The sequence below is a fragment of the Agrobacterium sp. BT-220-3 genome (assembly GCF_025910175.1).
Classification (GTDB): domain Bacteria; phylum Pseudomonadota; class Alphaproteobacteria; order Rhizobiales; family Rhizobiaceae; genus Agrobacterium; species Agrobacterium oryzihabitans.
In genome coordinates this window covers 218869-233435 of sequence record NZ_JAPAIX010000002.1, presented here as the reverse complement: position 1 = coordinate 233435, position 14567 = coordinate 218869, and the positions used below count along the sequence as shown (strand labels likewise).

The following is a 14567-nucleotide window of genomic DNA, read 5'->3' as shown; positions in this document are numbered from 1 at the left end:
CGCGTGCAGGCAGACCGATCCGTTTTTTCATCTCTCCAGCATCGAGGGGGAGAGGTCCGCATACTGGTCATCTTTGGGGGTTCAAAGGCATGTCTCAATTTTTCAAACTCGGTACGGATGCATCCGCGGTGCTTGATGCACTCAGCCGCTCTCAGGCCATCATCGAGTTCGATCTGACCGGCAAAATTTTGAAAGCAAATGACAATTTCTGCAAGGCGATCGGCTATCAGGAGGCTGAAATCGTCGGACGGAGCCACAGCATGTTCCTGTCTCCCGATGACGCCGCCTCAGCAGAATACAAGACCTTCTGGGCAAAGCTGTCGCGCGGCGAATATGATCAGGGCCAGTACCGGCGCCGCGCAAAGAACGGCGACGATATCTGGATCGAGGCCTCCTACAATCCGGTTTTCCGTTTCGGCAAGCCTTACAAGGTCGTCAAGATCGCAACCGACATCACATCGATCAAGCGCAAGAGCGCCGAGGATGATGGCAAGCTGGCGGCACTTTCCCGGGCGCAGGCCATGATCGAATTTACACCCGACGGAAAAATCCTCAGCGCCAATGAGAATTTCCTGGCCGCACTCGGTTACACGGCGGAAGAAATCGTCGGCAAACATCATTCGATGTTCTGCGAGCAGGCCTATGCCCAGTCCCAGGATTATCGCAGCTTCTGGGACGAGCTCCGGACTGGCAGATTTTCGTCCGGACAGTTCATGCGGCTTGGCAAGGATGGTAAACGCGTCTTCATCCAGGCTTCCTATAATCCGATCCTCGATGACCGGGGCCATGTCTTCAAGGTCGTAAAATTTGCTTTCGACGTCACCGACCGGATGCACGCGGTTGAAGAACTGGGTGCTGCACTCGAGCGGCTTTCACAGTGCAATATCCGTGTCACGCTGGACAAACCATTCGTGGGCGAATTTGAAAGGCTGCGCCGGGATTTCAACAAATCCATCGCGGAATTCCAGAAGACGCTGGAGAATGTTCTCGGCCAGACCGACGATCTGACCAGAAGCAGCCAGGAAGTCAGCGAAGCCTCCGTCAATCTCGCCGAGCGCTCGCGCGAGCAGGCGGTAGCGCTCGAAGAAACCTCGGCAGCGCTTGAAGAGATCACCGCCACGGTTCGCTCATCGACCGAAAATACCAAAGAGACCCGAAAGCTCGTTCAGAGCGCCCGGACATCCACGGCTGCTTCAACCGAAGTCGTCGAACGGACCGTCAACGCCATGCAGCGCATCGAGACGGCATCGCGTGAAATCAGCCAGATCATTGGCGTAATCGATGAGATTGCCTTCCAGACGAACCTTCTGGCGCTGAACGCCGGCGTGGAAGCGGCGCGTGCGGGCGAAGCCGGCAAGGGCTTTGCCGTGGTGGCGCAGGAAGTGCGCGAACTTGCCCAGCGCTCCGCCAATGCCGCAAAGGAAATCAAGGCGCTCATCAACAATTCCGGCACCGAGGTTCTCGAGGGCGTCAGGCTGGTGGGCGAGACCGGCGAGGCATTGAAGCAGATCGACGCGCTGGTAAGGCATATCGACGGCAACGTCGACATGATTGCCAAGGCAGCCGACGAACAGGCCATCGGCATCGGCGAAATCAACAAGGCGGTTAACCGGCTCGACCGGATGACGCAGGAGAACGCCGCCATGAGCGCCCGCACCACCGTGATCAGCACCACGCTGGCGCAGGGAGCCGATGTGCTCGCACAGCTTGTCAGCCTGTTCAAACTCAACCGCCGCACGACCCAGCGCGAAGACGGGTCGTCCATCCGGTCGGAGTTTTCGAATCCTGGCCGGCGCGATCAGCAGCCGGGGCGAGCGGCCGCGTGAAGGGGCGGGCTTTTGCCCGCTTCAACGTGTTGATGAGGTTTGGTGATGCGGATGCGTCTGGTGAGGCATCCGCATTCCGTCATCCGCGCAATGCCGGTCGTTCGATGCCGAGGTGATCGCGCAGCGTCGAGCCTTCGTACTCCCGGCGGAACAGGCCGCGTTCCTGCAGCAGCGGCACCACTTCGCGGTTGAATTCCTCCAGCCCGCCGGGGAAGAAGGGCGGCATAACGTTGAAGCCGTCGGCGGCGCCGTTTTCGAACCATTCCTGCATGCGGTCGGCCACGTCTTTTGCCGTGCCCATGACGATGTGGTGGCCGCGACCTGCGGCAACGCGCAGCGCAAGTTCACGGATTGTCAGCTTTTCGCGGCGCGCCAGCTCGGTCAGAAGTTCGGCGCGGCTGCGCAGCTGGTCGGAGATCGGCAGGTCCGGCAAGGGGCCGTCGAGATCGTATTCGGCAAGGCTGTGGCCGATGCGCTCTTCAAGCAGCGGCATGGCGCTCTTGATGTCGGTCCAGCGGTTCAGCTCCTTCAGCTTTTCGCCTGCCTCTTCGAAGCTCTTGCCAATGATCGGCATGAAGCCCGGCATAACAGCAACGCTTGCCGGATCGCGGCCGAATTTTTCCACGCGCGCCTTGAGGCTCGTATAGAAGGCCTGCGCTTCGGAAATAGCCTGCTGGGCGGTGAAGACGATATCGGCGGTGCGGGCGGCGAGGTCCTGTCCCGGGCCGGAGGAGCCGGCCTGAATGAGAACCGGGTGCCCCTGCGGCGAGCGCGGAATATTGAGCGGTCCCTTGACCGTGAAATATTTGCCTTCGTGGTTGAGAATATGCACCTTTTCCGGATCGACGTAACGACCTGCCTGCTTGTCCTTGACGAAAGCGTCGTCATCCCAGCTGTCCCACAGACCGCGCACCACATTCACATATTCTTCCGCCACCGCATAACGCTCGTCATGCTCGGGGTGGTCCTTGGAAAAGTTTGCCGCCGTGCGGGCATAGGAGGTGGTGACGATGTTCCACGCTGCGCGGCCGTGGCTCAGATGGTCGATGGAAGCGAAGGCGCGGGCGGTGTGGTAGGGCTCGCCGTAAGTAGTGGAGGCGGTGGCGGCGAGACCGATCTTGTCGGTCACCATCGCAAGCGCTGCCAGCAGGGTCAGCGGCTCGAAACGGGCGATCATCGAGGGATGGGCGTCGACGCCGCTGGTGAGGCCATCGGCGAGGAATACCATGTCGAACTTCGCCGCCTCGGCCATTTTCGTAACACGGGTCAGGAGATCGAAATTCTCGCTGCCGGCTTCCGCATCCGGGTGGCGCCAGCCGGAAACGTGGTGTCCGGCGCCCTGCAGGAAAAGGCCGAGATGCATCTGTCTTTTGCGGGTCGTGGTGGTCATGGGGATCATGCCTTCATGTCGGTCGAGTTATATCTGTGTTGCCAGAAGCGTATCGAGCTTCCTGAGGTCGGCTGCGGTTTTCATGGACCGCACCAGTGCCGGAATTCCGGCGAATTTTTCACTGCCACCGGTGGCGTCGGCAAATTTTTCCGTCGGGTCATCGATGCCCGGAAGGCCGTCGATACGGCGCGATAGCACCGTGCCATCCTTCTTCGTCACGTCGATGACGACGAAACGGGTGGTCGGATCGGGTGAGAGGCGTCGAGCGGTTTCATCATGCTGACGCGAGACTTTGGCGGAGAGTTCGAGCAGGTCGACGCGCGCCGGGCGTTCGTCGAAATGGCTGATGCCGAGTGCGCCATCTGCCAGCGCTGCGGCAAAGACATATTCGGCGCTGAAGCGCGCATCGATGCCGGTGGCGGGCGAGGCTGAACCGACAAGGGCGGCATCGCCGCCGGGCGGAAAGGTTATGACGACGGTTTCGACCTCGTCCGGCGTCAGTTCATGCGCGTTGCGCAGGGCAATTGCGCCGACGGCGACCGGGTGGCTGGCGGTGCAGCAGGGAAAGGCCTTGAGCGTCAATCCCGGAGAGACGATCTGCCATGGTGCGCCCCATCCGGAGAGAACCCGCTTGGGCTGCTCCGCGCCGAAGGCAAAGGCGGAATAAAAGCCGATGGGATTTTCCAGAAAATCCGGTGCGCCCTGAAACCCTGATCGTGCCAGCCGCGCGGCCGTTAGGCCGGCGCGCGTGGCAAGCCCGGCATGCAGGGGCTTCGCATCAAACCCGAATTGCAGGCGCAGCCCGGCCGATTGCGTGGCGGCAAGCCCGAGCGCCACCGCCGTGGTTTGCGGGTCGAATTTCAGAAGATGGGCGATGGCTGCCGCAGCACCGATCGGACCAAGCGTGGCCGTGGCATGGAAGCCGTTTTCATAATGTTTGGTGCCGAGTGAGAGGCCAAGCCGCGCCATGGTTTCGAGCCCGACGATATAAGCGGCGATGAAGGCGTCGGCCGTCGAACCTTCCTCGACCGCAACAGTCAGCAGGGCGGGAATGATGGCGACGGTGGGGTGGCCGCGTACGCTGCCATGGACATCGTCATAGTCAAGCACATGCCCGGCATGGCTATTGATGAGGGCTGCGGTAAAGGCATCCGTGCGCAGATCATGGCCGATAACGCCTGCGGTGCCTGATGTGCCCGGTGTAAAAGTGTCGATGAGGATTTTCGTGCTTCTGTCCGAAGCGCCGCCCAACACGCAGGCGAAAAAGTCGATCAGCGCGGTGCGGGCGATTGTCACCGCTTCGTCGTCACGCAGCGGATCGGAGGCGGCGATGGCTTCGGCCAGATGAAGGGTGAGTTTTTCGTCGGCTGTCATGGCGTCAGATCCCTTCGCCGTCAGTGACCCGCGCCACCTGTCCCCCGAGACCCTTGACGAAGGCATTGATACGAGGATTGGTCGACTTGTAGAAGATATGCTCCGGCGTACCCTGATCGACGATCAGGCCGTTTTCGGTGAAGACGATATTGTCGCTGATTTCCTCGGCAAAGCGCATTTCATGGGTGACGAGAATGCTGGTCATGCCGTCATTGACGAGATCGCGGATGACGGCGAGCACTTCACCCACGGTTTCCGGGTCGAGCGCGGAGGTGACCTCGTCGAACAGCACCAGTTCCGGCCGCATGGCAAGTGCGCGTGCAATCGCCACGCGCTGCTGCTGGCCGCCGGAAAGCTGGCCGGGATAGGCGTCGACCTTTTGGGAAAGACGGACTTTTTCCAGCAGTTCGCGGGCATGGCGTTCGGCTTCCGCCTTCGGCGTGCCGAGGATTTTGATCGGTGCGATGGTGATGTTTTCCATCACCGTCAGATGCGGGAAGAGGTTGAACTGCTGGAAGACGATGCCGATGCGCTTGCGCAGCGCGATACGCTCCGCCTCGGTCTTTAACAGGTCCACCCGGGTGCCGCTGACGGTGATCTTGCCGGATTGCGGGATCAGCAGGCCGTTGATGCAGCGCAGGATCGTGGATTTGCCGGAGCCGGATGGGCCGATGATGGAAACGGCGTCACCCTTGTTCACCGTCAGATCAATACCCTTCAGGACCTGATTGTCGCCGAAGGACAGGTGTACGCCTTCAAGCTCAACCAGAGCTTTGGCGGCGGTTTGTGGTGCGGATGCGGACATGGCTTGTTCCAATCAGCGGGAAGCGAAGCGCCGCTCGAGGCGCTGCGTGAAACGGGATACGGGATAGCAGAACAGGAAGAATGCCATCAGGACGGTGAGATAGACCACGACGGTGAAATCATTGCGTTGCACGGCGGTGCTGGCATCCGTTGCCGCATGAAGAAGTTCATGCACGCCGACCAGAGAGGCAAGCGCCGTGCCCATGGTGATCGATGCATAGAGATTCATCCATGGTGGCAGCGAGCGCTTCACGCATTGCGGCAGGATGATCCAGCGCAGCGTCTGGTTACGCGAAAAGCCGAGGCCCTGCGCCGCTTCCCATTGCGCTGTCGGGATCGACTGGATGGCGCCGCGGGTAATTTCGGCGATATGGGCGCTAGCCGGAATGGCAAGGCCGACGACGGCCTTGATCCAGTCCGGGAAGGGAATGTAGTTGCCGAAGGCGACGATCTCGAAGGGGAAGATGTAGGTCGCGGCGAAAATCAGCACCAGATGCGGCGCGTTGCGGAAGATCTGCACATAGGTGAGTGCGGGTGCGCGCACCAGACGATAGGGTGCAAGCTCCATGATGCCGAGGAGGACGCCGATGAAGGTGCCGATGGCGATCGCCAGAATGCTGATCAGCACATTCATCGCGAAACCCTTACCGAGATAGGGCAGCCATTGCAGCAGCACCTGGCCGAGCGAAGGATCGAGGACCAGCCACAGCACGACGGCAACGAGCACGGCGCACAGGAGAATGGTGCCGAAGGGCAGCTTTTTTGCCGCCTGCTGCTGGGAAACTACCGCGCTCATTGACCGAACCCCGGAACCGCAAGACGCCGCTCGAGCCAAAGGCCCACCCTTGCGACGATGAAATTGATGACGCTGAAGAAAAGGAGGATGACGAGCATCAGCTCGACCACATTGTCGCGCTGCGTCCAGATCAGGATCGAGGCATAGGTGATTTCACCGACCGCAATCGCCGAGCCGACGGTGGTGAGCTTCACCAGATTGACGAGATTGTTGATGATGGAGGGGAGCGCAGTGCGGATCGCCAGCGGTAACTCCACGTAACGCAGCACCTCGAAGGAGCTGAAGCCGATGGCGCGCGCCGCCTCGATGGTGGTGGCCGGCACCGCCTCGATGCCGCCGCGCAACGCCTCCGCATGGAAGGCGGCAATATGCAGGCCGGTGATGGCGACGACCCAGAAGAACGGTGTCAGCGGATTGTTCTGTGCCCCGCCGAGCACATTGGAAATCAGCATGTTGAGCACGAGGAAGCCGCACATCAGCTGCACCAGCGTCGGTGTATTGCGCGTCAGTTCCACATAGGCACGCACGGGCCCGGCGAGCCAGACCTTGCCGGAGGTGAGCATGGCCGCGAAAATGAAACCAAAGATGAGGCTGAGCGGCAGGGTGACGGCCACGAGGATCAGCGTCATCTTCATGCCGTCGAGCCAGATCTGAACCTCGTAACCGCTGTTCAGAAAATCATAGTTGAGGCCGATATGCGCGGCGAGTTCAATGAAGCGCGCTATAAATGCATCCTGCATCGGAAATCCATGCTGTTATCGCGGTGCCGCCCGGCAGGCGGCGCCAGAATGGCCTGTCTTGCTATAAAGCAGAAAAGAACGGCGGGCGAAACCAGCCGTTCCTGATGGTCATGGGAAGTCACCCCGCCTGTTCGGCATCATCCTCACCCTGCGGCGGAGGAGAGGCAAGGAACGGAGAGACCCTGCGCCGGTCTTATTGCGCGGCCGAAAGCTTCGTCTTCCGCTCTTCCATATAGCCGATGCTCGGCAGGCGGTTGGCCTTGGCGAATTCGATCATCTTGCCGGATGCGTGCAGTTCCTTGACGATCTTGTCGAGGGCAGCCTGCGTGTCGGCCTCGCCCTTGCGCAGCCAGATGACGGAGTCCGAAGGGATAAGGTCGGTGGGGATGAGGATGCCGTAATCCTTCCACTCATCGGCGCGGTCCTGGAGCATCAGGCTCAGCGTGCCGTTGACGTGTACGGAAACATCGCAATTGCCGCCCTTCAGCGCCAGCAGCGATTCCGGCTGGCTCGGCAGCGCCTTTACCTGCGCGCCATATTGCTCGATCAGCGGCTGCGTGTAGTTCGAGCCCTGCGAAACGCAGGCGATCTTGCCCTTCAGATCCGGCCAGTCCTTGATGCCCGAATCCTTGCGGCCGATGGCGGCGCCACCTTGGCGGTCATAGGGTGTCGGCACATAGTCAAGCGTTTTGGCGCGCTCTTCCGTATACTGCATGTTGGCGATCAGAATATCGACCTTGCCCTGCTGCAGGAACTGCACGCGGTTGGGCGGGGTCACGGTTTCGGTCACCAGTTCCACACCGAGACCGGCGGCCAGCGCCTTGGCGACGTCAATGTTGAGGCCCTTCTGCTCCTGCGTCTTCGGATCGATGAAGCCGAAAGGCGCGCCGGAGAGGGATGACGCCGACGGTGAGCTTGCCACGACCCTTGATACGGTCGAGCGTCGCATCCGCGTGAGCGGCGGTGGCCAGCGAAGCGACAACGACGGTTCCGGCGATGAGTTTTGCGGCAAAACTGGAGAAAGAGAAGGCCATGGGTATTTCCTTTTGATTGTAGGAGGAAACTACATGAGGCACCCGCCAAGAGCGAGGATTGGCATTGCGTGAAAAATAGTATGAATAAAATCCGGTTCCAATAAATCTTTCAGGAAGAAAAATTATCCCAATAATTTGAAATCGTAGAATCCTGTTCTTTTCATCCGTTGTTTTACGTTTGGCCGTGAGGGCGGGAGGATCGTCCAGATGGTGTCTGCGGGCCAAATGGTCACAGGGAGAACGAGCGAATGCCGCTTGTTTCTTCTCCCCGCCGGGGAGAAGGTCGTGGCAGCGGGATGAGGGGGCAAGCTCTCCGAAATCCGGCAACGTTGCCCCCTCATCCGATCCTTCGGGCCACCTTCTCCCCGGCGGGGAGAAGAAACGTGCCGCAAACGTTGTGCCCCGTCGTCAACGGCCGGCATTATAGGCCGCAATCGCCGCCATGTTGACGATATCGCTGTCCTTCGCTCCCATCGAGGTGATCTGCACCGATTTGTCGAGGCCGACGAGGAGTGGGCCGATGACGGTTGCGCCGCCCAGTTCCTGCAGCATCTTGGTGGAGATGGAGGCGGAATGAATGGCGGGCATGACCAGCACATTGGCCGGGCCGGAAAGCCGGGCGAAGGGATACTGGCTCTGCATGCGGTGATGGTTCAGCGCCACATCGGCCGACATTTCGCCGTCGACCTCGAAATTGACGTTGCGCCTGTCGAGGATTTTCACCGCCTCACGCACCTTGTCGGAGCGTTCTCCGGTCGGCTGGCCAAATGTGGAGTAGGCGAGCATGGCCACGCGCGGCTCGTAGCCGAAACGGCGGGCGAGGCCGGCTGCCTCTTCGGCGATATCGGCAAGATCTTCCGCGTTCGGCATGTCATGCACGGCGGTATCGGCCACGAAGACCGTACGGTTGCGCGAGACCACCAGTGAAACGCCGATGACGCGGTGGCCGGGCTTGGTGTTGATGCAGCGGCGGATGTCTTCGAGCGCTGTTGAATAGTTGCGGGTCACGCCGGTGACGACGGCATCCGCATCGCCCATCGCCACCATGCAGGCGGCGAAATGGTTACGGTCGTTGTGGACCAGACGTTGCACGTCGCGCAGCAGGAAACCGCCGCGTTGCAGACGCGCATAGAGATAATCCACATAGGCATCGACGCGGCTGGAAAGACGCGCATTGGTGATCTCGATATTGGCGCGGTCGAGATCGATGCCGGCGCGTTCCGCATTGGCCTTGATGATATCGTCACGGCCGAGCAGGATGGCGGTGCCGAGGCCCTGCGCAGTGAAGGAAATCGCCGCACGCATGACCTGTTCTTCTTCGGCTTCCGCAAAGACAACCCGCTTCGGCGAGCGGCGCACCCGCTCGTAAAGGCGCTGCGTGGTAGAGGCCATGGGGTCACGGCGGGCGGAAAGCTCGCGGGCATAGGCGTCGAGGTCTGGCAGTTCACGGCGGGCGACACCGGTTTCGATGGCGGCCTTGGCGACAGCCACCGGAATGGCCGAGATCAGGCGCGGATCGAAGGGAACCGGGATGATGTATTGTGATCCGAAGCGCGGGCGATTGCCCTGATAGGCGGCTGCCACGTCATCCGGCACGTCTTCGCGGGCGAGATCGGCCAGCGCCTGCGCTGCGGCAATCTTCATCGCGTCGTTGATCTGGCTGGCGCGAACATCGAGCGCGCCACGGAAGATATAGGGAAAGCCGAGGACGTTGTTGACCTGGTTCGGATAATCCGAGCGCCCGGTCGCCATGATGGCGTCGTCGCGGATGCGCGAGACTTCTTCAGGTGTGATTTCCGGATCGGGGTTCGCCATGGCGAAGATGATCGGCTTCGGCGCCATGGAGCGGATCATCTCTTCGGTGAAAGCGCCCTTCTGGGAGAGGCCGAATACGACATCCGCACCCTTCATGGCTTCAGTCAGCGTGCGGTTGTCCGTCTTCACCGCGTGCGCGGATTTCCATTGGTTCATGCCTTCGGTGCGGCCCTGATAGATCACGCCCTTGGTGTCGCAAAGCGTGATGTTTTCGGGGTTGAAACCCATGGCCTTGATGAGGTCCATGCAGGCGATTGCCGCGGCACCGGCGCCATTGCAGACGAGTTTCGTCGTCTTGAAGTCGCGGCCGGTCAGTTCGATGGCGTTGATAAGGCCGGCGGCGGCGATGATGGCGGTGCCGTGCTGGTCGTCATGGAAAACGGGAATGTCCATCAGCTCGCGCAGGCGGCTTTCGATGATGAAACATTCCGGCGCCTTGATGTCTTCCAGATTGATGCCGCCGAAGGAGGGGCCAAGGTAACGCACGCAATTGATGAATTCATCGGCGTCTTCGGTATCGACTTCAAGGTCGATGGAATCGACGTCGGCAAAGCGCTTGAACAGAACCGACTTGCCCTCCATGACGGGCTTGGAGGCGAGCGCGCCAAGATTGCCGAGACCTAGGATCGCCGTGCCGTTGGAGATGACCGCAACCATGTTGCCGCGCGTCGTATAGTCGTAAGCGGTTGCCGGATTTTCGGCGATCGCTTTCACCGGCACGGCCACGCCAGGCGAATAGGCGAGCGACAGATCCCGCTGCGTTGCCATCGGCTTGGTCGGGGTGATTTCCAGTTTCCCCGGTCTGCCCTGGGCGTGGAAATCCAGTGCTTCCTGATCCGTAACCGATGTTCTGGTGCTGGCGGGCTTTGTCGTGTCGGACATGGGCTGAGCGTGCTTTCCTGTCGATATTAATGTAAAAATATCCGCCGTTGTTATTGTATTTTTCGCGCCCCTGCCAAGCCTTGAATGTTGTTCACTGCAGCAAATTTAGCCGTGATGAAATTTGCGGCCGATTCAATCGATTAAGTCCATGGGGTTGGTGTTAGAGAATGGATCGGTAAGCCTGTCGCGCCATATTCACGAAGGCTTCGACATGGAGCGCAAGCGCGCCGCGCCGGACAACCAGCACGCAATCTGACCAGGCGTCGGCGCTTTCCAGCGGGACGCCGGTGATGCCCCTTGTGGAGCGTACCGTGCTTTCCGGCAGGATGGAAATTCCCGCACCCGCTTCCACAAGCGCAAGGATGGTATTGACGTTGGCGATGCGCATGCCGATTTGCGGCTCGCAGCCAGCATCTTCAAAAAGCGAAAGCGCGCTGCTGCTGAGGCCAAGGCCGATCTCGTCAACCGGCAGCAGCAGTTTTTCCTGTGCGATATCGCCAATCGAAACGCTCGCTCGGGTGCCGAGCGGATGCCGTTCCGGCAGCGCTGCACACAGTTTTGACCTGTCGAAGGGCATGACCCGCAAGGTCTGTGGTAGCTGGGGAAGGGGCGCGCGAACAAAGGCGACGTCGGTCTTGCGCGTCGCCACCTGATCGATCAGCTGTTCCATCGTCATGCCGGGCAGAAGTTCCAGCGTGACCTCCCTGTGATCGCTGCCATAACGGGTAATCAGTGCCGGCAGTTTGCGTTCGGCCATCACGCTGGTGCCGTAACCGATGCGCAGCGTACCAAGCTGGCCGCGCCTTATCTGGTGCGCCTTCTCCAGCGCGCCACGGGTGCGGGCAAGGATTTCTTCCGCCTCTATCAGCATGGATTGCCCAGCCGGGGTGAGCTCCACGCCACGATTGATGCGGTGAAAGAGTTTGAACCCAAGATTTTCCTCCAGTTGCCGGATGCGCTGTGTCACGGCAGGCTGGGCAATGCCGAGCTGCAGGGCGGCGGCCCGGAAATTTCTGGCTCTTGCGGCTTCCACGAAGATCGTGAGTTGGCGAATATCCATCGGCGGACAGGTCTTTGTGTTGTCGGTTTGGTATGGTATAAGCGTAACTTATCAAAATTGCCTGTCTTGCGCATTGTCATCTTGTCGCAGGCGACGTTATACCGCGCCCAAGGTTTTGATCGCCGCCCGCCCGCAAGCGGGCGTTGCGGTCCGGGCCGGGGAGGATTTGTTCTGGCACCTTGTCCGCCGCCCATCGGGCCGGCGGTTACCTGCAGTGAATGGGTCAAAATGACAGTCACGACGGAAGTCTTCCCCACCATTGTTCCCCGTTCAGCCGCGCCGCCCTCATCGTATCCGCGCTCAGCCGCGCATGCGGCGGACTGTCCCGGTCTTTCCGGGCGTTGAACGATCATCGGGCGTCAGCCTTCAAGGCGGCTCTCCTAACCGGACATTCATTCCATGAGTAAACCAGCAACTTCAACGTCGCTTCCAGCCAGAATATGGCTGTTTGTGCTCGGCGCGGTCATCGTCGCTGCGGGTCTGTTCTTCGCCATTCTCGGCGGCAAGCTCGCGGCACTTGGCGGCAGCCTCTACTTTATCACGGCGGGTATCGCGCTGATCGTTTCCGGCTTGCTGATCGTCTTGCGCAAACCGGCCGGCGCGCTTCTATTCGGTCTCGTCGTCATCTTCACCGGCGCCTGGTCGCTCTGGGAAGCAGGATTGCACTTCTGGCCGCTCATCTCTCGCCTGCTGGCACTGGGCGTGGGGGCCACGGTCGTTGCCCTTTCTTACCCGCTGCTGCGTCGTGCGGCCGGCAAGACACCCGCTTATGGTGCTTCCTTTGCACTTGCTGCGGTTCTCGCCATCGCGTCCGGCGCGGGCATTGCCGGCATGTTCGTGCCGCATCCGACCGTTGCGTTTAATGGTGAAGTCGCTGCGCTGAAACCGGTGACGCCGGAAACGGAGCAGAAGAACTGGGAGCATTACGGAAATACGGCGGGCGGCAGCCGCTTTGTCGCGCTTGACGAAATTACCCGTGACAATGTCCAGAACCTGAAGGTCGCATGGACTTATCGTACCGGCGACACCCCGATCAGCCCCGGCGCAAACGGTGCGGAAGATCAGGAAACGCCGCTGCAGGTTGGCGACACCGTGTTCCTGTGCACGCCGCACAACAATGTCATCGCTCTCGATGCCGATACCGGCGCTGAGAAGTGGAAGACGGAAATCAATGCGAAATCGACCGTCTGGATGCGTTGCCGCGGCCTTGCCTATTTCGATGCCAAGGCGCCGCTGAAGCAGCCTACGGCGCCGGGCTCGACACCTGTCACACCGGCAATCGTTGCCGACGGCGCACTTTGCCAACGCCGCATTCTGATGAACACCATCAATGCCGAACTGATCGCACTGGATGCCGACACTGGCGCGTTCTGCCCGGATTTCGGCACCAATGGCCGCGTCGATCTGAAGATCGGCCTCGGTGACGCGCCGGATCCGCAATATGTGCTGACATCGGCACCGACGCTCGCAGGCACCACAGTTGTCGTCGGCGGACGCATTGCCGACAATGTGCAGGTGGACATGCCTGGCGGCGTGATGCGCGGTTTCGACGTGGTGACGGGTGCGCTTCGCTGGGCTTTCGATCCCGGTAATCCCGAAATCACCGGATTGCCGCCTGCGGGCCAGACCTATACCCGCTCCACACCGAATGTCTGGGCGTCCATGTCCTATGATCCGGAGCTGAATACGGTCTTTATGCCGGTCGGCAGCCCCTCGGTCGATCTCTATGGCGCAACGCGCACGCCGCTCGACCATAAATACGGTGCTTCCATGCTGGCGCTCGATGCCACGACGGGACGCGAAAAGTGGGTGTACCAGACCGTTCATAACGACCTCTGGGATTTCGACGTGCCGATGCAGCCAAGCTTCATCGATTTCCCGAAGGCTGATGGTACGACCGTTCCGGCTCTGGTCTTCGGCACAAAGGCCGCCCAGATCTACGTGCTGGACCGGGCAACGGGCCAGCCGCTGACGAAGGTGGAGGAGGTGCCGGTCAAGGCGGCCAACATTCCGAACGAACCTTATTCGCCCACCCAGCCGCGTTCGGTCGGCATGCCCCAGATCGGCGCGCAGACGCTGACCGAGGCCGATATGTGGGGGGCGACGCCTTTCGACCAGCTTCTGTGCCGCGTCGCCTTCAAGGGCATGCGTTATGAAGGCCTCTACACCGCTCCCGGCACGGATGTGTCGCTGAGCTTCCCGGGTTCGCTCGGTGGCATGAACTGGGGCGGTCTTTCAACAGACCCGACCACCAACACCATCTTCGTCAACGACATGCGCCTCGGCCTGTGGATCCAGATGAAGGAGGCCGCTCCGACCAAGGCGACGGCGAGCGGTGGCGAAAGCGTCAATACGGGCATGGGTCTGGTACCAATGAAGGGCACACCCTATGCCGTCGACAAGAATCGCTTCCTCTCGGCTCTCGGCATTCCCTGCCAGGCTCCGCCCTATGGCACGATGACGGCGATCGACATGAAGACCCAGAAGATCAAGTGGCAGGTGCCGGTCGGCACTGTTGAGGATACGGGTCCGCTCGGCATCAAGATGGGCCTGCCGATCCCGATCGGCATGCCTACCCTCGGCGGCACGCTTACAACCCAGGGTGGCCTGGTCTTCATCGCCGGCACGCAGGATTATTATCTGCGCGCCTTCGATACGGCGACCGGCAGGGAAGTCTGGAAGGCCCGCCTTCCGGTCGGCAGCCAGGGCGGCCCGATGAGCTACAAGTCTCCGAAGACCGGCAAGCAATATATCGTCATCTCGGCCGGCGGCGCCCGCCAGTCGCCCGACCGTGGCGACTATGTGATCGCTTATGCCCTGCCGAACTGATACTCACGGCTCATCAT

Annotated in this window: 9 protein-coding genes and 1 pseudogene; 2 read left to right on the top strand and 8 right to left on the bottom strand. The window is 60.8% G+C overall.

What is annotated here, in order from left to right; all coding sequences use genetic code 11:
• Positions 1 to 89: 89 nt before the first annotated feature.
• On the top strand, positions 90 to 1826 hold the full coding sequence (locus OK142_RS07630; RefSeq protein WP_498681952.1) for a methyl-accepting chemotaxis protein: 1737 nt from the start codon (positions 90 to 92) through the stop codon (positions 1824 to 1826).
• 79 nt (positions 1827 to 1905) lie between these two features.
• On the opposite strand, the gene OK142_RS07625 is transcribed toward OK142_RS07630, so the two are convergent.
• The 8 genes and pseudogenes from OK142_RS07625 to OK142_RS07590 all read right to left on the bottom strand — a co-directional run bounded on the left by OK142_RS07625 (position 1906) and on the right by OK142_RS07590 (position 11721).
• Entirely contained in the window at positions 1906 to 3225 is a 1320-nt protein-coding gene (locus OK142_RS07625; protein WP_498681950.1) for an LLM class flavin-dependent oxidoreductase, read from the bottom strand.
• A gap of 18 nt (positions 3226 to 3243) precedes the next feature.
• Positions 3244 to 4590: an MmgE/PrpD family protein gene (locus tag OK142_RS07620; protein ID WP_498681948.1), complete on the bottom strand. Its 1347-nt coding sequence runs from the start codon at positions 4588 to 4590 to the stop codon at positions 3244 to 3246.
• 4 nt (positions 4591 to 4594) lie between these two features.
• Positions 4595 to 5395 (bottom strand): amino acid ABC transporter ATP-binding protein, encoded by an 801-nt coding sequence (locus OK142_RS07615; protein ID WP_498681946.1) that lies wholly within the window; start codon positions 5393 to 5395, stop codon positions 4595 to 4597.
• 12 nt (positions 5396 to 5407) lie between these two features.
• Positions 5408 to 6190, bottom strand: coding sequence for an amino acid ABC transporter permease (locus OK142_RS07610; protein ID WP_498681945.1), 783 nt, complete (start codon positions 6188 to 6190; stop codon positions 5408 to 5410).
• The gene (locus OK142_RS07605) at positions 6187 to 6930 is read right to left on the bottom strand and encodes an amino acid ABC transporter permease (protein ID WP_498681943.1); all 744 of its coding nucleotides are present in this window, start codon (positions 6928 to 6930) and stop codon (positions 6187 to 6189) included. The genes OK142_RS07610 and OK142_RS07605 overlap by 4 nt, the downstream gene beginning before the upstream one ends.
• 193 nt (positions 6931 to 7123) lie before the next feature.
• A pseudogene (locus OK142_RS07600) lies at positions 7124 to 7964 on the bottom strand (transporter substrate-binding domain-containing protein).
• 408 nt (positions 7965 to 8372) lie between these two features.
• Entirely contained in the window at positions 8373 to 10661 is a 2289-nt protein-coding gene (locus OK142_RS07595; protein WP_003500574.1) for an NADP-dependent malic enzyme, read from the bottom strand.
• 160 nt (positions 10662 to 10821) lie between these two features.
• On the bottom strand, positions 10822 to 11721 hold the full coding sequence (locus OK142_RS07590; protein WP_137038922.1) for a LysR family transcriptional regulator: 900 nt from the start codon (positions 11719 to 11721) through the stop codon (positions 10822 to 10824).
• A gap of 399 nt (positions 11722 to 12120) precedes the next feature.
• Between OK142_RS07590 and OK142_RS07585 the strand changes: the two genes are divergently transcribed.
• Positions 12121 to 14550, top strand: coding sequence for a glucose/quinate/shikimate family membrane-bound PQQ-dependent dehydrogenase (locus OK142_RS07585; RefSeq protein WP_498681941.1), 2430 nt, complete (start codon positions 12121 to 12123; stop codon positions 14548 to 14550).
• The last annotated feature ends 17 nt before the right edge of the window (positions 14551 to 14567 follow it).

Bases quoted from the DNA above. Each gene is read 5' to 3' on its own strand.
- OK142_RS07615 (WP_498681946.1), bottom strand. From the start codon at position 5,395: ATGTCCGCATCCGCACCACAAACCGCCGCCAAAGCTCTGGTTGAGCTT.
- OK142_RS07625 (WP_498681950.1), bottom strand. From the start codon at position 3,225: ATGATCCCCATGACCACCACGACCCGCAAAAGACAGATGCATCTCGGC.
- OK142_RS07605 (WP_498681943.1), bottom strand. From the start codon at position 6,930: ATGCAGGATGCATTTATAGCGCGCTTCATTGAACTCGCCGCGCATATC.
- OK142_RS07610 (WP_498681945.1), bottom strand. From the start codon at position 6,190: ATGAGCGCGGTAGTTTCCCAGCAGCAGGCGGCAAAAAAGCTGCCCTTC.
- OK142_RS07630 (WP_498681952.1), top strand. From the start codon at position 90: ATGTCTCAATTTTTCAAACTCGGTACGGATGCATCCGCGGTGCTTGAT.
- OK142_RS07585 (WP_498681941.1), top strand. From the start codon at position 12,121: ATGAGTAAACCAGCAACTTCAACGTCGCTTCCAGCCAGAATATGGCTG.
- OK142_RS07620 (WP_498681948.1), bottom strand. From the start codon at position 4,590: ATGACAGCCGACGAAAAACTCACCCTTCATCTGGCCGAAGCCATCGCC.
- OK142_RS07590 (WP_137038922.1), bottom strand. From the start codon at position 11,721: ATGGATATTCGCCAACTCACGATCTTCGTGGAAGCCGCAAGAGCCAGA.
- OK142_RS07595 (WP_003500574.1), bottom strand. From the start codon at position 10,661: ATGTCCGACACGACAAAGCCCGCCAGCACCAGAACATCGGTTACGGAT.